The 21,879-nt window shown below is 45.2% G+C and carries 20 protein-coding genes and 1 pseudogene; 10 read left to right on the plus strand and 11 right to left on the minus strand.

The features are described 5' to 3' along the window. Positions 1-87: 87 nt before the first annotated feature. Positions 88-1,824 (minus strand): BCCT family transporter, encoded by a 1,737-nt coding sequence (locus R7Z49_RS08535; RefSeq protein ID WP_258489891.1) that lies wholly within the window; start codon positions 1,822-1,824, stop codon positions 88-90. A gap of 319 nt (positions 1,825-2,143) precedes the next feature. Between R7Z49_RS08535 and R7Z49_RS08540 the strand changes: the two genes are divergently transcribed. From R7Z49_RS08540 to R7Z49_RS08565, 6 genes and pseudogenes are all read left to right on the plus strand, one after another. Continuing rightward, positions 2,144-3,331: an aromatic ring-hydroxylating oxygenase subunit alpha gene (locus R7Z49_RS08540; protein WP_005375185.1), complete on the plus strand. Its 1,188-nt coding sequence runs from the start codon at positions 2,144-2,146 to the stop codon at positions 3,329-3,331. A gap of 1 nt (position 3,332) precedes the next feature. Continuing rightward, a complete protein-coding gene (locus tag R7Z49_RS08545; protein WP_258489893.1) occupies positions 3,333-4,769 on the plus strand; it encodes an aldehyde dehydrogenase family protein in 1,437 nt (478 codons plus the stop codon). A gap of 142 nt (positions 4,770-4,911) precedes the next feature. Then, positions 4,912-5,073, plus strand: a pseudogene (locus R7Z49_RS08550) (rubredoxin); the annotation flags it as partial. Then, positions 5,062-6,345 carry an NAD(P)/FAD-dependent oxidoreductase gene (locus tag R7Z49_RS08555; protein WP_318111576.1) on the plus strand — a complete coding sequence of 428 codons (1,284 nt, stop codon included), beginning with the start codon at positions 5,062-5,064 and terminating at the stop codon, positions 6,343-6,345. The pseudogene R7Z49_RS08550 and the gene R7Z49_RS08555, both read left to right, overlap by 12 nt. A 12-nt stretch (positions 6,346-6,357) precedes the next feature. Further along, positions 6,358-7,674, plus strand: coding sequence for an NAD(P)/FAD-dependent oxidoreductase (locus R7Z49_RS08560; protein WP_005385877.1), 1,317 nt, complete (start codon positions 6,358-6,360; stop codon positions 7,672-7,674). After that, positions 7,671-8,021 (plus strand): ethanolamine utilization protein EutQ, encoded by a 351-nt coding sequence (locus tag R7Z49_RS08565; RefSeq protein ID WP_033906751.1) that lies wholly within the window; start codon positions 7,671-7,673, stop codon positions 8,019-8,021. Before R7Z49_RS08560 ends, R7Z49_RS08565 begins: the two co-directional genes overlap by 4 nt. Positions 8,022-8,247: 226 nt before the next feature. Here R7Z49_RS08565 and azu read toward each other — a convergent pair whose 3' ends face one another. The 4 genes from azu to norR all read right to left on the minus strand — a co-directional run bounded on the left by azu (position 8,248) and on the right by norR (position 12,405). Further along, the gene (azu, locus tag R7Z49_RS08570) at positions 8,248-8,700 is read right to left on the minus strand and encodes an azurin (RefSeq protein ID WP_005375211.1); all 453 of its coding nucleotides are present in this window, start codon (positions 8,698-8,700) and stop codon (positions 8,248-8,250) included. Positions 8,701-9,035: 335 nt separating this feature from the next. Then, positions 9,036-9,686 carry an HAD family hydrolase gene (locus R7Z49_RS08575; RefSeq protein ID WP_005385872.1) on the minus strand — a complete coding sequence of 217 codons (651 nt, stop codon included), beginning with the start codon at positions 9,684-9,686 and terminating at the stop codon, positions 9,036-9,038. Positions 9,687-9,955: 269 nt separating this feature from the next. Beyond that, positions 9,956-10,474, minus strand: a complete 519-nt coding sequence (locus R7Z49_RS08580; RefSeq protein WP_005375218.1) for a hypothetical protein — start codon at positions 10,472-10,474, stop codon at positions 9,956-9,958. Between the two features lie 398 nt (positions 10,475-10,872). Then, positions 10,873-12,405, minus strand: a complete 1,533-nt coding sequence (norR, locus tag R7Z49_RS08585) for a nitric oxide reductase transcriptional regulator NorR (RefSeq protein ID WP_222711956.1) — start codon at positions 12,403-12,405, stop codon at positions 10,873-10,875. A gap of 190 nt (positions 12,406-12,595) precedes the next feature. Between norR and norV the strand changes: the two genes are divergently transcribed. The 4 genes from norV to R7Z49_RS08605 all read left to right on the plus strand — a co-directional run bounded on the left by norV (position 12,596) and on the right by R7Z49_RS08605 (position 16,701). Beyond that, complete coding sequence (gene norV / locus R7Z49_RS08590) at positions 12,596-14,098, plus strand: anaerobic nitric oxide reductase flavorubredoxin (RefSeq protein ID WP_318111553.1); 1,503 nt, start codon at positions 12,596-12,598, stop codon at positions 14,096-14,098. A 10-nt stretch (positions 14,099-14,108) separates the two neighbouring features. Next, complete coding sequence (gene norW / locus R7Z49_RS08595) at positions 14,109-15,257, plus strand: NADH:flavorubredoxin reductase NorW (protein WP_318111554.1); 1,149 nt, start codon at positions 14,109-14,111, stop codon at positions 15,255-15,257. Positions 15,258-15,299: 42 nt separating this feature from the next. Continuing rightward, the gene (locus tag R7Z49_RS08600; RefSeq protein ID WP_005375231.1) at positions 15,300-15,638 is read left to right on the plus strand and encodes a DUF1971 domain-containing protein; all 339 of its coding nucleotides are present in this window, start codon (positions 15,300-15,302) and stop codon (positions 15,636-15,638) included. 184 nt (positions 15,639-15,822) lie between these two features. Beyond that, positions 15,823-16,701 carry an NAD(P)-dependent oxidoreductase gene (locus R7Z49_RS08605; RefSeq protein WP_017821261.1) on the plus strand — a complete coding sequence of 293 codons (879 nt, stop codon included), beginning with the start codon at positions 15,823-15,825 and terminating at the stop codon, positions 16,699-16,701. A gap of 195 nt (positions 16,702-16,896) precedes the next feature. Here the strand turns inward: R7Z49_RS08605 and R7Z49_RS08610 are convergent, their stop codons facing one another. The 6 genes from R7Z49_RS08610 to R7Z49_RS08635 form a co-directional block, all read right to left on the minus strand. Then, on the minus strand, positions 16,897-18,336 hold the full coding sequence (locus R7Z49_RS08610; protein ID WP_033906756.1) for a catalase: 1,440 nt from the start codon (positions 18,334-18,336) through the stop codon (positions 16,897-16,899). A gap of 291 nt (positions 18,337-18,627) precedes the next feature. Beyond that, positions 18,628-19,245 carry a glutathione S-transferase family protein gene (locus R7Z49_RS08615; protein ID WP_005375238.1) on the minus strand — a complete coding sequence of 206 codons (618 nt, stop codon included), beginning with the start codon at positions 19,243-19,245 and terminating at the stop codon, positions 18,628-18,630. A 14-nt stretch (positions 19,246-19,259) separates the two neighbouring features. Further along, entirely contained in the window at positions 19,260-20,294 is a 1,035-nt protein-coding gene (locus tag R7Z49_RS08620) for an NADP-dependent oxidoreductase (protein ID WP_318111555.1), read from the minus strand. A gap of 151 nt (positions 20,295-20,445) precedes the next feature. Beyond that, positions 20,446-21,045 carry a TetR/AcrR family transcriptional regulator gene (locus R7Z49_RS08625; RefSeq protein ID WP_005385858.1) on the minus strand — a complete coding sequence of 200 codons (600 nt, stop codon included), beginning with the start codon at positions 21,043-21,045 and terminating at the stop codon, positions 20,446-20,448. A gap of 50 nt (positions 21,046-21,095) precedes the next feature. Further along, the gene (gene yqfB, locus R7Z49_RS08630; protein ID WP_005385855.1) at positions 21,096-21,416 is read right to left on the minus strand and encodes a N(4)-acetylcytidine aminohydrolase; all 321 of its coding nucleotides are present in this window, start codon (positions 21,414-21,416) and stop codon (positions 21,096-21,098) included. 67 nt (positions 21,417-21,483) lie between these two features. Further along, entirely contained in the window at positions 21,484-21,879 is a 396-nt protein-coding gene (locus tag R7Z49_RS08635) for a VanZ family protein (RefSeq protein ID WP_226084007.1), read from the minus strand.

Genomic DNA, 21,879 nt, shown 5'->3' on the forward strand with positions numbered 1-21,879 from the left:
TAAGCAGAGAAAATAACAGAGTTTGGTCATGTTAAAAAAGCGGGAATATCAGTTCCCGCTTTTTTAATTGATTGATGAAACGACGCACTAACTTAGTACTGGTCCCTGATTAAGTGTGGAATCATCTTCCAGCGAGGATCTTGAAGCGATAGGCTCGGAAGCCACAGTTTTGTTTTCAACAAGCGGTTCAACAGGACCATCAAGTTTCTCTTGCTCTGGGTGAACATGTTCAGGAAGCATTGCCCATGGCTTAGGTTCGCGTCGAATACTATGGAACAGCGTTAAGCTCATCACCGCGATAAAAATCGCGATAGGGAAACCGGCAATAATGGAGGCCGTTTGCATTGCTTTTAACCCTCCTGCATATAGAAGCACTCCCGCAATGGCAGCGATCATGATTCCCCACAATACGCGTATAGACGTAGGAGGCTCACTGTGTCCAGCGGCATCGAGGGTACATAGAACTAAGGTACCTGAGTCAGCGGAGGTAATGAAATAAGTACCGAGTAATAAACACGCAAGCACGCTAAGTAGTTTACCAAACATACCTGTATCTAGATTGTCGAATAGCGTAAACAAAGCGCGTGTCGTATCAGCTTTAGTCGCTTCAAGAATCGGGCCGCCAGAAAAATCCGCAGGTGGTGTTTGTTTGGCTTCTTGTGCCGCAGTGACTTGCTCTTGATGAGCAACACGAGCGTCTTGCTCTACCTTCAACGCTGCACCACCAAATACTGAAATCCATAAAAACGTGATTAGCGTGGGTACGATGAGAGCACCGCCGATAAGTTCACGTATTGTGCGTCCTTTAGAGATACGAGCCACAAACATGCCAACGAAAGGCGCCCAAGTCATCCACCAAGGCCAGTAATAAGCCGTCCACCAGTTTTGCCAGCCAGAGTCATTCTGTGCATCGCTCCATAAGCTCATACCGACAATGTTTTGTGCATAAAGCCCCGTACTTTCGAGTAGCGTATTTAAGATATAGCGAGTTGGACCAATGTAAAGTACGACTAGCACGAGTGCGAGTGAGAGCAGCATATTCCATTCTGATAAACGGCGAATACCTTTTCCTACACCAGATAGCACCGACGCAACCGCACAAGTACAAAGGGAAACGATAATAAAGAGTTGAATCCCCAAACTAATATCTAGACCAAAGGCTTGATTCAAACCAGAGTTTATTTGGATAACTCCCATCCCCAAGGTTTGAGAGATACCGAAAGCAGTCACCGCGACTGTTAGGATATCAACCGTGTGTCCGATAGGCCCATAAATACGATCACCAATCAAAGGGTACAAGATAGAGCGTAGGGTAAAAGGCAGATCTTTACGGTAGGAAAAGTAGGCTAATGCGAGTGCAACAATAATAAAGACAGACCAAGGATGTAGACCCCAGTGAAAGAATGTCAGTTTCATTGATGTTGTTGCGGCTTCATTGGTCAGGCCTTGAGTAAATGGGTTGTCAGCGTAATGCCACATCGGTTCGGCGACCGACCAGAAAATCAAGCCTATCCCCATGCCTCCGGAAAAAAGCATGGATACCCAAGACAAATAACTAAACTCTGGTTTTTCGTCATCTTTACTCAAACGAATATGCCCATATCGACTAACCATAAGGTAAAGAAGAAAACCGACAACGAGTGAAACAAGTCCGATGTAAAACCACTTCATATTCTGTAGCAAAATGCCGGAAATCGTTTCGAAGTATTGGCCCGCTTGATTGGCGAGAATGGCGCAGAAAAGTACAAAACCGATAACGACGATCTTTGATGCGATTGTCACAGTCGGATTGAGTCCTTTCAATATCCCAGATGTTGCTCTCATAGGCATCCCTCACAGTGCGTTTGTTTTAACGTTATTGTTTGTTGCGTTATTGTTAATTTTTGAAAGAGAGTAGAGAGAGGGCTTTTGTGTTTCAACTGATTAATACTCATCGGTTAATGAGTATTAATCATGACAAGAAGATCATTGTTAATTAAAAGGTTATTTTTTTGTTCGAGATCAATGCATGAATGACAAAAACTCATCCAAGCCCGGCGAAAAAGTCGTTTGTTTGTTGCCGGGTTGTTAATCAAAATTATCTCCACTAACACAACACGATGTTGTACGCACTGGATGCAACTCGACTCTCGGAGATAAGAATATGAGCAATGTCAACCAAACCATTATTCCTGTTGAACTTGTTGATAATGTACTGAACCCAATCAGTGAAGCAACAGGAATGCCGAATCAGGCCTACACCAGCGAAGAGTATTTTACTTTTGAGCGTGATCAGGTGTTTGGTAACACTTGGGTATGTATTGGTTTTGCATCAGACCTGCTTAGAAATGGTTATGTAATGCCACTTGATTTCATGAATCTTCCACTACTCATGATGAGAAATCGTCAAGGTGAAGTCCAAGTCTTCCACAACGTGTGTAGCCACCGAGGTATGAAGCTGGTTCATGAGGCAGGCGAAGTTCAAGGCATGATTCGCTGTCCTTACCATTCATGGACGTACGATCTTGACGGCAATCTAAAAGGCACACCACACATCGGTGGTATCGCAAAACACAAAGATGACCGATTTAAGTGTGAAAAGCACGGCCTTAAGCCACTTCGTTCAGCCGTTTGGATGGACATGGTATTCGTCAACTTATCGGGCAATGCAGAAAGCTTTGAAGAGCATATCGCGCCGCTAGAGCAACGTTGGCAGCAATTCTTAGGTGAAGAAGGATTAGGGCTTCTTCGCCGCGTGAACATGGGTGGCAACTTAGAGATAGAAGTGAAAAGTAACTGGAAGCTTGCCGTAGAAAACTACTGTGAAGCTTACCACTTACCTTGGGTGCATCCGAGTTTGAACAGTTATTCTCGCCTAGAGGATCACTACAACATCATGTTTGCAGAGCGTTTTGCTGGCCAAGGTAGTCTCGCATACAACCTCTCTGATACTGCAGGAACACACTTACCTAAATTTCCAAGCTGGCCAGAAGATAAACTGCGTCATGCAGAATATGTTGCACTCTTTCCAAACGTGTTGCTTGGTATTCAAGCCGATCATGCCTTTGCAATGATGATTGAACCAATCACTGCGAATAAAAGTGTTGAGCACCTACGTGTTTTCTATGTGGGTGATGAAGCAACGAAAGATGAGTTCGCTGCGTGCCGTACTGCTACCGTTGAGTCATGGCGAGTCGTATTCGGCGAAGATATTGGAGCGGTCGAGGGCATGCAGGAAGGTCGTTACTCACCTGGCTTTGGTGGTGGTGTGTTCTCACCAGAAATGGATGTTCCGACGCATTTCTTTCAAACCTGGTTGGCAAAGCAAGTGAAAGCGGCACTGGAGCAGTAATATGATGCATTACCTTAATTATATTGATGGTGAGTGGTGCGATTCAGATCAAGCGCTGACCGTCATTAACCCTGGCACAGCCGAAGCGTATGCGACGATTGCAGAAGCCACTATCACCGATGCCGACCGCGCAATGGCAGCGGCACGTCGAGTGGTCAATCAAGGCCTTCTTTCGGACGTTCGTCCAGCCGTCAGAACCGAGTGGATGTTAAAAGCCGCCGCAGCTATTCGTGAAATGGTTGATGAGGGTGGGTTAGTTGCCTGTCGTGAAAATGGGAAATCTTTGCAAGATGCCAAAGATGAGTTTTTAGAGTCGGCACGTTACTTTGAATACTACGCAGGCATGGCCGACAAGCTGGAAGGCACGTCAATTCCGTTGGGTAAAGACTATGTCGACTTCACTCAATATGTGCCGTTTGGCGTGTCGGTGCAGATTGTGCCGTGGAATTTCCCTGTCTCTATTTGTGCACGCTCATTGGCACCTGCATTAGCCGCAGGTAACGCAGTGGTGATCAAATCGCCAGAGATTTCCCCACTTGCCATGACTCTGTTGATTCAAGCGATTGAAAAAGCGGGCTTCCCGAAAGGTACGATTAACCTTCTATGCGGTAAAGGCTCAGTCGTTGGCAGTCATTTGGTGCAGCACCAAGAGGTCGATCAAATTGTCTTTACGGGTTCCGTTCCAACCGGCCAACACATCCTGCAAGATTCAGCGCAACGCGCTACTCCATCGGTGATGGAGCTGGGTGGTAAATCGGCTGCTATCGCGCTGAAAGATGCGAACCTCGAAACACTTTTGAAAAGCGTTCAGGTCGGTATTTTCTTTAACGCTGGTCAAGTGTGTTCGGCAATGTCTCGTTTGCTGATTCAAAAAGAGCGTTATGAAGAAGTACAAGCGGCAGTAGTGGAAATGGCAAAAAGCCTAACCATTGGCCAAGGCGAAAGCCAGCCGGACATCACACCGTTGGTATCTGCTGATCAACAAGCACGCGTGCTTGAAATGATAGAACAAGCAAAAGCCGACGGCGCGAATATCCTAACGGGTGGCTACGCACCTGATCTATCGGGTTACTTTGTGGCACCAACAGTGATTGAAGCCACGCCAGATATGCGCATTGCACAAGAAGAAGTGTTTGGTCCTGTATTGGTGATTACACCGTTTGAAACTGAGCAAGAAGCAATCGAGATCGCGAATGGCACCGATTTTGGCCTGGTCGCTGGTGTTTTTGGTGAAAGCCTAAACCAAACATTACATGTGGCACAGCAACTGCGTGGTGGACAAGTGTTCATCAATGAATGGTTTGCTGGTGGCATCGAAACACCATTTGGTGGCGTGGGCTTGTCCGGTTTTGGGCGAGAAAAAGGACAAGAAGCGATTTATAGCTATGTCCAGACACGCAATATTGCCATTCGTTTGCAGCAAGACAGCAACGTATAGCTACCGTGTAACTGTATTTTCATCACCTCGTACCGGCTTGGATTTCAGACCACAAGCTAGGGCGAGGTTGATGGAATCACAACAAATCTGACAGCGGTTTGTAAACACGGAAATTCTGAACAAGGTAGTTGGAGTATAAGTGATGAGAAAGTGGCTCTGTATTATTTGCGGCTTAATCTATGATGAAGCACAAGGTTGGCCATCCGATGGCATTGCACCAGGAACAGCATGGGAAGATGTGCCGGATGATTGGTTATGCCCCGATTGTTTAGTGGGTAAGGCCGATTTTGAAATGATCGAAATCACCGACGATGCGCCAGTAGAAGAGGTCGTGGCAGTGTCTTCGGTATCGGTAGGATCGTCTGTTCAGCCAAATACGGCTCAGCCACTTCCATCTGAAGTCACTCAACCTATATTTTCAGCTGACCCTATCGTTATCATCGGCAGTGGCCACAGTGGTTACCAGTTGGCAGCGGCACTTAGAGCACAATCTGAAACGGTTCCGATCACTGTCTTTACCGCTGATGATGGCGCTTTGTACAGCAAACCAGCATTGTCTAATGCACTGGTCATGAATAAAGACGGCGACGCGCTACAAAGTGAGAGCGCGTTGGAGTGGGAAAGCCGTCTCAATATCCGAGTTTACCCGCATACCCGTGTTGAACAGATCGATCGTGCCAATTCAACGTTACATACCTCCATCGGTAAATACGCCTACAGCCGCTTGGTACTGGCAACAGGTGCATCACCGATTGAAATCCCAATTGAGGGCGATCGCTCTTGGGTTATGAGTGTGAACGACTTAGTTGATTACCGCCGTTTCAGAGCGGAGCTGCAAGACAAAAAGCGCATCGCGATCCTAGGTGATGGCTTAATTGGCTGTGAGTTCGCAAATGATCTGATCGAAAGCGGTTATGAAGTAACAGTTATCGGGTTGGGTCAATGGCCAATGGAGCGTTTGATCCCGCAACAGTTGGGTGAATCATTACAAAGCGCACTTGCCGATCGAGGCGTGCAATGGGCTCTACAAGACAGTATCGCCAGAATCGAGCCAAGGTCCGAATCAAGCGCGGTTTTGCATCTAAACAGTGGCAAGCAGATTGAAGCAGACCTAGTGCTAAGCGCGGTTGGACTCAAGCCAAATGTTTCTCTGGCTGAGCGCGCGGGGCTTGAAGTAGGCCGGGGCATTAAAGTGAATCAATTCGGCCAGACGAGTGATGAGAATATTTACTCGCTAGGTGATTGTGTTGAAACTGATCACGGGTGGCAGCCCTATATTGCGCCGATTAATCAAATGATCCCTTCTGTAGCGAAAAGCTTGCTAGGCGATGTCGCCCCTATCTCGTTAACACCAACTCCAGTGATTGTAAAAACGCCGATTCTTCCACTCACGATTTTCCCGGTAGCCGCTGAAGAACAGGGACAATGGTACATTGAGAACCAAGCAGATGAATTGACCGCTGCGTTTTATTCACCAGAAGGAGCAATGCTCGGTTTTGCGTTGCTAGGAAGAAAAGTACAGTCATTACGCGGCCCTTGGCTAGATCAATTGTCATTGAAACTGTCAGCAGCGTAGCGGAGAAAAAAGATGATTCATTTACCCAATGATGACGTGACGTGTGGTTGGTACCATGCGTTGCCAAGTATTCCAGAAAAATCGGCGTTAAAAGGTAAACAAAGTGCTGACTATGCCGTGTTAGGTGCCGGTTTCGCAGGCCTAGCTATGGCAAGACGTTTAGCTGAACTTATGCCTAATGCACGAATTATACTGATTGATGCGCAACGTATCGGCCAAGGGGCTTCAGGAAGAAATTCGGGCTTTGTTATCGATTTGCCTCATAAGTTTTCACTTGAGCATCCCGACCCTGAGCACAAACAAAAGTTATTGTCGCTCAACCGTTCTGCGATTGCTCAGCTAAACACTTTAGTGTCGAAGCACAGTATTTCTTGTCAGTGGTCAGCAAAGGGCAAATATCAAGGAGCCGTAGGGGCGCGCGGTGAAGCGTATCTCGATCACTTTGAGCACCTAATGAAAGACCTTGGCGAACCATACTTCCATGTTAATGGCAGTGAGCTGGCGAAAGTCTTGGGAACCAACTACTACAGTCGCGCAATTTACACGCCAGGTGGTTATTTAATGCAACCTGCTGCTTTGGTGCGTGGGCTAGGGGAAAGCCTTCCAGAGAACGTCGAGGTGTTAGAGAACTCGCCGATCCGCAAGCTCAGTAAAGAAAACGGTTGCTGGGTATTACATGGAGATAGTGGCTCTGTTGAAACCCCTGAACTGCTGCTTGGGACCAGCATTTTTACTCGGGAGTTTGGTTATCTTAAAAACAGACTACTTCCAGTGATGACGTTTGCAAGCTGGACGCGTCCATTAACCGACGCAGAAATGCAACGATACGGAGGTGAGCTGAATTGGGGGTTAACTCCAGCTGATCATGCGGGAACGACGTTACGTATGACCGCCGATCGACGTATTTTGATCCGCAATACTTACAAACACGTGCCGAAATATGGCTCAAGCATGAACGATAAAGTCAGAGAACAAATTCGCGACGATCATCGTCAGGTCTTTCTGGCGCGTTATCCCGAGCTGGCCGACGTACCATTTACTCACACATGGGGTGGGGTGTATGCAATCTCTCGTAACTTTACTAACTTTTTCGGTCAATTAGATGAAGGTGTTTATGCCAGCGCTTGTGACAATGGTGTTGGTGCTGCGTGGGGAACCATTTCTGGAACACTGTTAGCTGACTATGTCGTTGGTGCGACATCTAAATCATTGGATGACATACAGCAAGTGACAGGAATGCCTTGTTTGAATCCGCCAGAGCCTTTTTTAGGTTTGGGAGTAAAAACGCGTATCCAATTAGCAAAATGGCAAAGCCGGAGTGAATTATGAAGCCAGTCAAACTTGTTGATAGTAAAAGTCTAGATTTCAATGTTCGTGGTGATACGCCAGGAATGGCGTATGTTGCCAGGGCGTTAAGCCCAGAAATTTCACCAAACATAGGCGTAGGCTTTGCTAAATGGGAAGGCGCTAAAGTGGCTTGGACAGTGCTTTATGATGAGGTTATTTTCGTGATTGAAGGCTGTTTCGAGCTGACCGCAAATGGTGAAACACATTTTGTGCACCCAGGTCAGATGCTGTGGATACCGGAAGGGACTGAATTGGTTTATGGTGGGCATGCTCTGTTCGGCTATGTGGTTCATCCAGGAAACTGGAAAGAGTTACATGGTATTAAATGACTTTTATCATTTAGTTGTGTTTCGGAAAGGCAAAATAAAAATCTGATTTTTAACCATAACTTTTCGCAAAAGAACTTAATCTCAATGGAGCAAGGGTTTCATACTTGCTATGTTTCTTGGTCACGTTTCCAGACGTGTTAGACCTTTCTCAATTGCTATTTTATCTATCAAAAAGGGAAGCCTTGGCTTCCCTATAATGAGTCTTCTTTTGGCTTGGCTAAATCTTTTATTTTAGCTCAAATTTACCCTGCATGATTGCCCAGTGACCCGGGAACGAACAGAAGAATGAATAGTCACCGCCGGCTTTCATTTTCTCAGTACTGAACGTAATGCTGGTGCTTTCACCGCCACCAATTACTTTTGTGTGAGCGTAGACGCGATCATCATTTGGTTTTACGTAGTTATTTTCTGCTCCAGCTGCCATGCCATCAGTACCGACTGCTTGTAGGTTGGCTGTGTCAGAGATGACCACGTTGTGACCCATCGATTGCGCTGGCATCTTACCTGTGTGATTCAGCGTTAGTTTTACCTCTTTACAAGTGGCTGGTACGCTCAATGTTTTAGTAGAAAACTGCATCATATCGTTAGCATCTAATGACACTTCACACTCGGCACTGGCTTGGGCACCAAAGCTCATTCCTACTAATGCGAAGGTTGTTGCTAATAAACGTAAAGACATATAACACTCTCCATTTTGTATTTTAGGCTGACTTGGATTGATCTTATCCAATAGTTCTCATTATCAGCCAATTTTCACTCCAAAAACGTGCTTCAATCGGTGTATTGACGTTTTGTTGCAAGCTTGTACTGGTCAGTTCCGCTATTTGATCACTCAAATGCCTTATTTCATGCGATTGCGTGAGTTAAATCAAAAGTCGTGATTAGCCAGAGTTAAGGTGAAAATAATCTCTCTAAACGGGTGGCAGAATTGTTTGGTTTTACGGTATTGGAGAGGTTTCAAGAAAGAAGCTCAGCTAAATTGCTGAGCTTCTAGAGAACAGACGACAAGTAGGCCTAGCGAGTTTGCTTTAACGTGTGCAACACATCATGCAGTGAAGGTGCGACAGTATGGCCTAATTGCTTTATTTCGTCACAAGGCTCAACCAAATCAGGAATTTGATAAGTGATCATGTTCGCTGCTACCGCAGCACGTACGCCATTATTTGAATCTTCAAAGGCGAGACATTTGGTTGGATCTACGCTTAGACGACTTGCTGCAAGCAGGTAGATCTCTGGATCAGGTTTGCCGTGTGACACTTCACAGCCTGTCGTTAAGTTGTCGAAATACTTGCTTAGGCCCGCTAACTCCAACTTCTTCTGTGCCACTTCTTTTGCTGTAGAAGTGGCGACTGCAATTGGCAACCCTTGGCCTTTCAACCACTCAAGCAGCTCAATCACCCCTTCTTTTACCGGTATCGCTTGGTGCTTAACCACAGCGTCGTAACGGTCGCGCCACTCTTGGTGTAAGCGGTCAAGATCATCCCCATAAGCTTTACGAAAAATCACTTCAATGCCCGCTGCATTGCGACCAATGATTGAAAGGTAAACATCTTTATAGAAGGGTAGGTTCTGGGCTTCACATGCTTCTTGGAAAATATGCATACAGACGCGCTCAGTATCAAGGAGCAAACCATCCATATCAAAAATAGCAGCTTGGTAGTTCATTACATTAAGACTTTTTGGTTGGGATGGCGCATTTTGACACAAGCAGATCGGTTTTTCTTCTAAAAATTAGAACTTGATTTTGATCCTATGAGTTCACATTGCCTCTGAACACACTATACACAGAGTCTATAAATTAGGTGTGAAATATAATATTTTTAAAATTATAAAAATTTCAGTTAAATAGATAAAACTCTATCTTAATATAAGCTAGAGTTTTATTAATATTCTATTGTTATTTTAACTATTGGATAATTTATTAATAGTTAAAATTAATAATAAAATAATACCAAATCACGATTGTTTACGACTGCATGAGTGTACCAGCTCTTGACTTCAGATATTTGTTGCTCTGATAAGCCTCCGAAGTCAACGTTATCTTGGTGAATATCTTGATTTTTTATCATAAAAACAACAGGGAAATCGTCAGGGAATGGGAATTTTATAGGATAATCGGTATTAGTGAATGGAATATCGCAGAAATCGTTTACATCGCAAGGATACCAAGAGTTATTGGATAAGTAATAACCAGTTATCTTACATATAGCTTCAAGCAAGTAAGCATAGGCGTAACCCAAGTGACTGTATTTTATCTCTTCAGACAACATTTGCATAAGAAGCTCTTCAGCTCGGATGCTTTCGCCACTACTTTCCAGCATTTCATTAATCACTTTAAAGGAGTCTTGACACCTTTCCATGATGGCTTTTTCTAGCTCTGGATTACGCTCATTCTTTAGTACGTTAAAAACCTTTTCAGTATCTAATGAATATACTGTCGCCCCATATCCCATATTTTTATTCTCCTCACTTTTATACAGTTAAATTCATTTAAGTGTTTTTATCGAAGGGATTATATTTTGATGTTTTTTGAAGGTAAAGTGTATACATAGAGGTTGTATTTATTATGATGAACTTTGAAAGTTTAGATTCTTAAAATAAATACTATATATTTAATTTTATTAGATCTGGCTCATAAAAACACCTTAACTATTATTGTGTTTATTGTTAAGGGTTATTAAATCTGTGAGGTGGTTCAAGACAATAAAATTTAGAAGAAAATACCGTCAAACTTAGGTGGCTATTCTATCTGAGCACTCAGCTCACTACTTATAGTGGGCTGAGTGAGCGGTTGGGCATCGGCTCTTTATTTGGCGATGAATATGCCATATTAGGTGATATTCGTTAGTGTCTATTTTATCCCCAGCCGTTTTGCTAATCGGTGCAAATTGCCGTTATCTAATTCAAGCTGACGTGCCGTTGCTGCCCAGTTGCCTTGGTTTTTTTCCAGAGCTCGAACAATCATCGCTTTTTGGAAGGCGTCTGTGGCAGGCTTTAATCCGCCTTCTGGTAGCTCAAGCCGAGATTTTTGTTCCGTTTTTTCAACGTTCTTGATGTTCTGATTCGGCGTTCGAATATCAAAATCTTGCTCAACTAACTCAATGTCCATGGCGTGAGTACGCGCCTTTGCCAAAACACCAGCACGTTTAATGACATGTTCAAGCTCTCGCACGTTGCCTGGCCATGAATAGTCTTTGAGTGCCTGCACCAAAGTGGGAGACAAACGAATGCTGTTCAATCCCAATTTGCTTCTTAAGCGTTCGGCGAAAAAGCCCGCTAACAACACCACATCGTCTTCACGTTCACGAAGAGGTGGAACATGAAGCGGGAAGACGCTTAGGCGGTGATATAAGTCGGCTCGGAAGCGACCAGCAGTCACTTCTTCATGCAATATACGGTTAGTTGCGGCGACAATGCGTGTGTTGACTCGAATATGGCGGTCATCACCCACACGTTGAATGTCTCCATATTGTAGAGCTCGAAGTAACTTGGCTTGCAGCTCTAACGACAGTTCGCCGACTTCATCCAAAAACAGTGTGCCGCCATCGGCTTGTTCGAACTTACCTTTACGATTGCTGATCGCGCCCGTAAATGCGCCTTTGATATGTCCGAACAACTCGCTTTCCGCGACTGATTCGGGCAGCGCCGCACAGTTGAGGTAAACCAAGGTATTGTTAGAGCGGCTAGAGCGATGGTGAATAGCGCTGGCAACCAACTCTTTACCTACGCCCGTTTCTCCCATCACTAGCACAGACAATTCCGTATCGGCGACTGCATCAATCTGCTCTTGAAGATTCTTCATCCCCTTAGAGTTGCCAATGATTTCATTACTTAAGGTGCGTTTCTCGGCGTAAGAGTCGCGTGGCAGGCTCGCTTGTGTCTCGAGCTGTTCTAGTAGGAGTGCAGTGTGCAAGCCACCTGCTGCCAATGCGCTGACAAAACGTAACTCTTGGTTGCGTAGCCCATCAAATTGGTTGGGATCGAAGGCGTCAATCGTAATGGCACCAATCAGTTGATCGTCGATCAGTAGAGGTAAACCAATGCAGGAATGGACATGCAGTTTGTCATCGTGGTTTGGAATCAAGCCGTCGTATGGATCAGGTAAGTCGCTGTCAGAGGGAAAGCGCACGATGTCGCCTGCTCGGGCAATGGCTTCTAATCTTGGGTGCTGCTCAATGGAGAAACGGCGTCCAAGCACTTCTTTCGCCAATCCATTGATTGCTAAAGGTTTAAAGTGCTGGTCTTCATACAAAAGAAGGGCAGAAGAGTCACACTTCAATACATCTCGAATCGTGGTTAACAACGTATCGAAGCGAGCCTGTTGAGTGAGCGCCGAGTTAAGGTCTTGCGTGATGTGTAGCCATTGCGCGATTAAAGAAGTCATAGCCAATACCGATTGTGTCAATATGACTATTGTAGTGTCTTAATGACAATTTTCAACTGTGTCTAAATGACAATTGTCAAAGTTGGATTTTAATTAAGATATTGAAATGTATAGTAATTAAAAGTTGGCACGCCCAGTGCAATACAAGAAGAAATTATTTTTGTTTATCCCGTCATTCAAGGTAGTAATTATGACAATTCACGTAAAAAACAACATCCACTGGGTAGGTCAACGCGATTGGGAAGTTCAAGACTTCCACGGTACAGAATACAAAATGACAAAAGGTACCAGCTACAACAGTTATCTAATTCGTGAAGAGAAAACCGTATTGATTGATACGGTCGATCATCGATTCAGTCAACAATTCATCCAAAATTTAGAGATGGAAATCGACCTTAAGTCTATCGACTTTATCGTGGTAAACCATGCAGAAGAAGATCACTCAGGCGCATTGTCGGCATTAATGGAGAAGATTCCGAACACGCCAATTTACTGTACAGAAGCGGCGATTGATTCGATTGTGGGTCATCACCACCATCCTGAGTGGAACTTCAAAACCGTAAAAACGGGCGACAGCATCGATATTGGTAACGGTAAGCAATTGGTCTTCGTGGAAGCGCCGATGCTGCATTGGCCAGACAGCATGATGACTTACCTAACTGGCGATGCAGTGTTATTCAGCAATGACGCATTTGGTCAGCACTACTGCGATGAACGCCTGTTCAATGATGAGGTGGATCAAAATGAGTTGATGGAACAGTGTTTGCGTTACTACTCAAACATCCTAACGCCATTCAGCAGCTTGGTAACCGCTAAAATCAAAGAAGTGCTGAGTTTCAATTTGCCTGTCGACATGATCGCAACGTCACACGGTATTGTATGGCGCGATAATCCGGTTCAAATCATCGAGCAATACTTGGCGTGGGCAGACAATTATCAAGAAGATCGCATTACGATTTTCTACGATTCTATGTCAAATAACACCCGAATGATGGCAGATGCAATCGCGCAAGGCATTCACGATGTCGATCCTAGTGTGGCGGTCAAAGTCTTTAATGTCTCTAAGCACGATAAGAATGAAATTCTCGCCAACGTATTCCGCTCAAAAGGCATCTTGGTTGGTTCGTCTACCATGAACAACGTCATGATGCCGAAGATCGCAGGCATGCTAGAAGAAATTACCGGTCTGCGCTTTAAGGCGAAGAAAGCCGCTGCATTCGGTAGTTACGGTTGGAACGGTGGCGCGGTGGATCGTATCCATGCTCGATTGACTGACGCAGGCTTTGAAACCGCAGTGAGCTTGAAAACCAAATGGCGACCAGATGGTAAAGCGATGCGTGAATGTCGCGAACATGGTCAAAACATCGCGAAATTGTGGGCGAAGCATGACCTGACAAGTCCTGTTATTTCTCCGGCGATTGCTGCGTCTGCGCCACAAGTTCAATCACAACCCGCTGCGCCAGCGACAACACAGGCGGTAGTAGATGCTGCTCCTAGCAACCCTAGTACTGAGGCGCATCCTGCAGATTGTCAATGCATGGTTTGTACGGTTTGTAATTGGGTATACGACCCAGCTAAAGGCGAGCCTAATCAAGGCGTTGAACCGGGCACGGCATGGTCTGAAGTGCCAGATTACTTCTTGTGCCCAGAATGCCATTTGGGTAAAGACGTCTTTGTCGAATACAACGGGTAAGGGGGCGAATATGCAAGCACCTATTGTGATTATTGGTAGCGGCTTTGCGGCTTACCAATTGGTGAAAACAGTGCGTCGAATGGACGCACATATTCCGCTGCAAGTGTTTACTGCTGATGATGGCGCGGAATACAACAAGCCCGATTTGAGTCATGTATTCAGCAACAAGCAAACCGCCCGAGACTTGGTAGTTAAAAGTGGTGAGGCGTTTGCACAGGAACACAACATCGAACTGTTCGCCCATACCAAGGTTGAGCATGTCGACGTGCAAGCCCAGCAAGTGGTAGCCAACGGCCAAACCTATTCTTACTCCAAACTGGTGTTTGCGACAGGCGCGAAAGCCTTTGTGCCGCCAATATCTGGCGATGCAGCACCTGAGGTGATAACGCTGAACTCGCTACAAGAATATCAATTAGCGGAAGAGCAAATTAGCCGCGCGGAACGAATTCTAGTAATGGGTGGTGGTTTGATCGGCGTCGAGATCGCCATGGATCTCGCAACCAGTGGTAAAGCCGTTACGGTGGTTGAGCCAAATCCCCGTTTGCTCGCTAACTTGATTCCTGAATTTGTTGCATTGCCGCTGGAGAATCAACTTAAGCAGCAAGGTATTCAACTTGCCTTAGAGACTGGAGTTGTCGCGATCAATCACTCGGATGATTCGCTGGTGGCAAGCTTGAGCAAAGGTAAAGCAATCGAAGCCGATGTAGTGATTTCAGCTGCGGGTTTACGTGCTAACACTTGGTTAGCGAAGGCTTGTGGGTTGAGTGTCAATAAAGGCATCGAGGTGGACGCTCGATTACAGACATCAGCAGCCAATGTGTTCGCATTAGGCGATTGTGCTGAGATCCAAGGTCGAATGATGCCGTACCTCCAACCGATCGTGCTAAGTGCCAATGCTTTGGGCAAACAACTACTGGGGCAAGAAGCAGAGTTGAAACTACCGCCTATGATGGTAAAGGTCAAAACGCCGAGCTACCCAATTCAATTGGCAGGCGATTTTAGTTCGGTGACGAACTGGAGCGTGCAGATTTCTCAAACTGGCATTGCCGCGAAAGCAGAAGATGAAAATAGCCGACTCATGTGCTTCGTCGTGACGGGAGAACAAGTTACGCAAGCATTTCCATTGCTTCGAGAGTTGTCTCAAGCCGCTCAGGCTTAACCGATTTTAACGAAAAGAATTGTAATTAGAGAGGGTATCATTATGTCGCATCTAAGAATTCCTAAAGACTGGACTGTTCAACGTTCAACGCCTTTCTTCACTAAAGACAATGTGCCACCAGCGCTACTGACTCATCACAATACCGCTGAGGGAGTGTTTGGACAGCTTTGCGTCATGGAAGGGCAAGTGACTTACTACGGCTTTGCTGATGAAAATGCCACAGAAGCAGAAGTAGTGGTGGTGATTAATGCAGGCCAGTTTGCTACAAGTCCACCGCAGTACTGGCACCGCATTGAGATGAGCGATGATGCTCAGTTCAACATCAATTTCTGGTCGAACAAGGACAAGAGTGGGCAAGCGATGTTCCATGCTAAGCAGTAGTGAACCTATGTAAGTGCTTTGACTGTTACGCTAATCGTCAAGTAAAGGGGTGTAGAAGGCGCAATAAACGGACTGCAATGCAGGATCATCGAGACCGAGGAAAGAGAAATCACGAGTAATGATTTCAATTCTTTAGTAGCATGTTACGAAACATTTCAGTCAGGTGAACTAAGGGAAGCGTGCAATGGAAAAACAACGAGTAGCATTTATTGGTCTGGGTGTGATGGGATACCCAATGGCTGGTTACCTAAGTAAAGCGGGCTTTGAAACCAAAGTATACAACCGCACAAAAGCGAAAGCCGACAAATGGGCTGAAGAATACCAAGGCGTAGCTTGTGAAACACCACGTGAAGCGGCGGAAGGCTGTGACATTGTTTTTACCTGTGTGGGTAATGATGATGACGTTCGTAGCGTTGTTTACGGTGAAGAGGGCATTCTGGTCGGCTTGAAAGCGGACGCAGTGCTAGTCGATCACACGACCACTTCTGCAGACCTAGCGGTTGAGCTGGCTGAAGCGTGTGTTAAGTACGGTAATCACTTTATTGATGCGCCAGTTTCTGGTGGTCAAGCGGGCGCAGAAAATGGTGTTCTAACCATCATGTGTGGTGGTGAACAAAGCATTTTTGACCGTGTGTCTCCGGCGATGGATGTGTACGCGAAGCAGATGACGCTACTGGGTGAAAACGGTCAGGGTCAACGCTGTAAGATGGTAAACCAAATCTGTATTGGAGGCGTTTTACAAGGTCTGAGTGAAGCTTTGTTGCTAGCACAAAAATCAGGCTTGGACATTGCTCAAGTTGTAGAAACACTTAAGCATGGCGCTGCAGGTTCTTGGCAGATGGAAAATCGCGCAAATACGATGGCTGAAGACAAGTTCGATTTTGGCTTCGCTATTGATTGGATGCGCAAAGACTTAGGTTTCTGTCTGCAAGAAGCTGAGCGAGTGGGTCTAGAACTTCCACTGACTAAGAAAGTGGATGAGCAATACGCAGACCTTCAACGTGATGGTTTAGGTCGCATGGATACATCAGTACTGATCAAAGCGGTAGCTAAAAATCAGTAGTTGATGAATCAGTAATAGATAAACAGTTCTTTGGTATCAAAGAGCTTAAAGAAATCTAAGTTAATCATAATGAATCTCCTTGAGCATGGTTTGTGACTAGTGATTAAGGATTAGTGATTTGAAATCAGGAGGTGCTGTTGGGCACCTCCTTTTTTATGTCTTTTAATCACACAGTGTGATGATTACCGCGTTCGCTTACTTGTTTAAGCCTAGTGCAATCTCAAGACCTTTGCCGTACGCTTCGTCCGCTTGGTATGCGTGTTGAACGTGGCGCTGTTGGATGAACTCTGGCACACCGTCCATTGCGCGAGCTGTGTTGTCGAGCAGAGTTTGACGTTGCTCTTCGCTCATCAGACGGAATAGGTCACCCGCTTGGCTGAAGTAGTCTTCGTCTACACGATGATCGTAGTGATCAGCGTTGCCGTTGATGCGTAGAGGTGGCTCAGAGTAATCTGGTTGCTCTGCCCATTCTTGTTTGTAGTTTGGTTCGTAACCTAGTGTTGAACCAAAGTTGCCATCAACGCGCATTGCGCCATCGCGGTGGTAGCTGTGAACTGGGCAACGAGGTGCGTTCACAGGGATTTGATGATGGTTGACACCTAGACGGTAACGCTGAGCATCGCCGTAAGCGAACAGACGACCTTGTAGCATCTTATCTGGAGAGAAGCCGATACCAGGTACTACCGCAGCTGGGTTGAACGCTGATTGCTCAACTTCTGCGTAGAAGTTTTCTGGGTTACGGTTCAGTTCGAACTCACCAACTGGGATCAGCGGGTAGTCTTTTTGAGACCATACTCGTGTTAGGTCGAATGGGTTGAAGTTGACTTCATCCGCTTCTAGCTCAGGCATGATCTGTACGTACATCTTCCATTTAGGGAAGTCTTGACGCTCAATCGCTTCGTAAAGGTCACGGTGATGGCTTTCGCGGTCTTTACCTACGATCGCTTCTGCTTCTTGGTCAGTCAGGTTCTTGATGCCTTGTTGAGTTTTGAAGTGGAATTTCACCCAGTAACGCTCGTTTTCTGCGTTGATAAAGCTGAATGTGTGGCTACCAAAACCATGCATATGACGGTAAGAGGCTGGGATACCACGGTCACTCATTACGATAGTCACTTGGTGGAATGCTTCTGGTAGTGATGTCCAGAAATCCCAGTTGTTGGTAGAGCTACGCATGTTAGTGCGAGGGTCGCGTTTTACAGCGTGGTTTAGGTCTGGGAATTTTAGTGGGTCACGTAGGAAGAATACTGGTGTGTTGTTACCAACCAAGTCCCAGTTACCTTCTTCAGTGTAGAATTTTAGTGCGAAACCACGGATGTCGCGTTCTGCGTCTGCTGCACCGCGCTCACCAGCTACAGTAGTGAAGCGAGCGAATAGTTCTGTTTTTTTGCCGATGTCAGAGAAGATTTTAGCGCGAGTGTACTTTGTGATGTCGTGCGTTACTGTGAACGTACCGTAAGCACCAGAACCTTTTGCGTGCATACGACGCTCAGGGATCACTTCGCGGTCAAAGTGTGCCAATTTTTCAAGGAACCAAACGTCTTGTAATAGTTGAGGGCCACGAGGACCTGCAGTCATAACGTTTTGGTTATGTGCGACAGGGCAACCTGCTGCTGTAGTCAATTTCTTGTTTGTCATTTTTCTTCCCCCTCCAGGGCTCAATACCTTAGAAACTGTAGAGGAGGTTATTACGGAAAAGCTGGGGGAGAAAACTGATATTGCTTATCAATTCAATAGATGGTGACTATGGTCGAAACTATATTAGAATCAGAAATTTACTACATTAGCTTGATTGACATAACAATCGACGTTCTCGAATGCGATTGACTGGGGGGAAGCGCTATCCAGTTAGCGTGTCTGCGATGCTAGTAATATCGCCCCTTAAATGAAGTTTTACGTGTCATCAAAGGGACGAAAGGGAGGAAGTAATTAAGAGTACTTCACTTCAAGTTGTTCAGCTTTTGCAAATGCTGGGTGTGTCGCGAGCTGTTTCCCATAACGTTCAATATTAGGGAAGTGATTAACTAAACCAAACTTTTGAACCAATTCGACAATGAAAGACATCATGATGTCAGCGCCAGTCAGACGCTCTTCTACTAGGTAAGTTTTGCCTTCTAAGGATTGCTCGAAGTAGCCTAGTACATTCATTGCTTCCTTGTCGGCATAGCCTGATAAAAACTGAGTTTCATTTGGCTCTTTGCTTACGAAGATTTTTAGCAGCATAGGTAAAATTGCAGAGCTTTCTGCAAAGTGCATCCATTGCAAATATTCTGTGTGTGCTTTTGTACCACGCTCAGGAGCAAAGGCTCCGTCACTGTATTTCTCAATCAAATATTCGGTCATTGCACCCGACTCAATGATAATCTCGCCGTTATCTTCAAGAACAGGTGACTTTCCTAATGGGTGAACACTTTTTAGTTCTGGCGGTGCCATGAAGGTCACGGAATCACGGACATAGGGTACAATCTCGTAATTTACATCTAGCTCTTCAAGTAACCAAATGATGCGCTTTGAACGAGACTGATTGAGGTGGTGAAGTTTAATCATTTACATATCCCTTTTTATAATGGGTCGTTAATCTGTACTACAAGCTTGCCGAAATTCTTACCTTCCAACAGACCGATGAATGCTTTTGGCGCATTATCCAGTCCTTGTACTAGATGTTCGCGGTATTGGATCTTTCCTTCTGCCAACCATTGATTAATATCTTGCGCAAATTCACCGTAACGATGTCCGTAATCATCAAAAATGATGAAGCCTTGCACCTTGATTCGTTTGGTCAGGAGCTTACCCATTAGTAATGGAAGGTGGTCGGTACCTTCAGGCAGCTCTGTCGCGTTGTACTGAGAAATCAAACCACAAAGTGGGATACGCGCATTTGTATTCAGAAGTGGCATTACAGCCTCGAATACTTTGCCACCTACGTTTTCGAAGTAAACATCGATACCTTTGTCACAGGCATTTTTCAGTTGTTCTGCAAAGTCTTCAGCTTTGTGATCAATACACTCATCGAAACCAAGCACCTCTTTAGCGTAACGGCACTTTTCTTCTCCGCCTGCTATACCAACAACTCGGCAACCTTTGATTTTACCAATTTGACCAACTGTTGCGCCTACAGGCCCCGTAGCAGCTGCTACCACGATGGTTTCCCCTGGTTTTGGCTGACCAATGTCGAGTAAACCCATGTACGCGGTAAATCCTGGCATACCTGCAACGCCTAGCGCGTAAGAAGGATTTTGCGGTTCTTTACCAAGTTTAATGACCATCTCACCAGTTGAGATAGCGTAGTCTTGCCAGCCAACAGTGTAGGCAAGAACCCATTCACCTGCTTCGTAATCTGGGTGGTTTGATGCTTCTACCTGACAAACTGTACCACCGACTATTACGTCATCAATTGCAACAGGGTCAGCGTATGATTCGGCATCACTCATGCGACCACGCATGTATGGATCTAGAGATAAATAAACCGTTCTCAATAGCATTTCACCCTCTTTCGGAGTCGGTTTCGTTACCTCTTCTAAACGAAAGTTTTCTTGTGTCGGTGCACCATGGGGACGTGACGCGAGTACTATTCTGCGATTTGTTGCGTTAGTCATATCTATCTCACTTTTTGATTAGACCGGTCGTCTAGTATTTATTTCAAAATATCCCGCTTATTTAAAGCGGGAAGGTTTACTGTGTTAACACTGACGCTTTTTCTGACAGTGAAACGTGTGTAGGGTGTTCATTCTGCTTCCACGCCGCCTGTTATGGACAAGTGCGCGTATTCTGCAGTAAGTGTTGAGTATAGGTCAGACTTTGCGTCAATGCTGCCTGATCTTGATAAAGTTTGTTCAGCAAGCTAGCGCCATTCCAAAGGTAGTATATCTGCCTTGCTAATAACGCACTGTCACCATTGGGGATTGAGCCATCTTGAATTCCGATGTCAATGCAATCCGCTATCGCTTGAATGGTTTTGTCTGCTCCTTGGCGTAATGCCAAGCGCATTGACTCAGATAGATCGGAGACTTCTGCACTTAACTTAACCAATAAACATTTGTTCGCATTACACACGTCGTCTTCTACTTTGACCATTTCTTCGAAATAGCTCATTAGGCGTTGGTAGCCACTCAGTTCAGTATTGGTAAAGCGTGCGTTTAAACGCTCAAAATACTTAGTAAAGTAGTCTTGAATCATCGCTTCACCAAATTGTTCTTTGGATTTGAAGTAATGATAAAACGAGCCTTTTGGCACTGCGGCCTTTTTTAATAGCTCTGAAAGACCAACACTCGTGAACCCTCGGTTTACGATCAACTCGTATCCGACGTCGAGAATATGTTGGCGTGTGTCATTCGTCTTTGCGTTCATGAAGTGTACTATAGAATGAATTAGACCAGTCGTCTAGTATTTGTTGTGGGTTATTTAATCAGCTCATACTCAATAACAAAGAGCGTGTCGGTATTTGGGTAGATTTCTCGAATTAACTGCTTGAGTTTTGGTAGTTCGATGGCTTCTTGTTCTGCATGAAACTCATTAATATCTTCAAAGTGAAGTGGTTCTACAGAACGTATCTTGATATCGCAGACTTTACGATCCGTTTCTAAGGTAAAAACTTCGACTTCTGTATTGGGAACGTAATGGCTTTCTGATTCATCTCGAATCGTTATCGTCTTTTTGCCTGACGTGATCAACGGGGTTAAGAATTCAAAAAAAGTAATCTTGGTTGGATGAGATGGCATGATGTACTCGTTAGTCTGGTTGTTTGGCGTAATTATATACCCAAATCCCTCAGAGATTCCTGTATTACTAGAACGATCGAGCGCGGATGAAGCGAATTAACTTGGCACTAAAGTAACCGGAGATAACGCCTATCCAGTTGGTGCTGAGATCATCAAAACTAAATGATCGATTTGGAATAAAAAGTTGGCTTATTTCTTCCATTGAAACGATAGCTAGCAGCAGTAGCAAAAGACGAATCCCAAAAAAGTCGGTTTTATTCGAGCTCACCAGAGAAGGGAACGTGAAGACCGATAAAAAGCCGATCAATAAACTGAAAGTAAAGTGAAGCGTACTCGATCCGCCTAAGTAGGTTTCCATTTGCAGGTAAGTGGTATGGTGTAGGTCAGAGCTTTTCCACAAAGAAAGTGAAGCGGTTAACATCAGGACTAAAACAAAACTCGTGCGTGCCAGTATTAAAGCCAT

It is taken from the genome of Vibrio sp. 1562, from assembly GCF_033340155.1.
Classification (GTDB): domain Bacteria; phylum Pseudomonadota; class Gammaproteobacteria; order Enterobacterales; family Vibrionaceae; genus Vibrio; species Vibrio alginolyticus.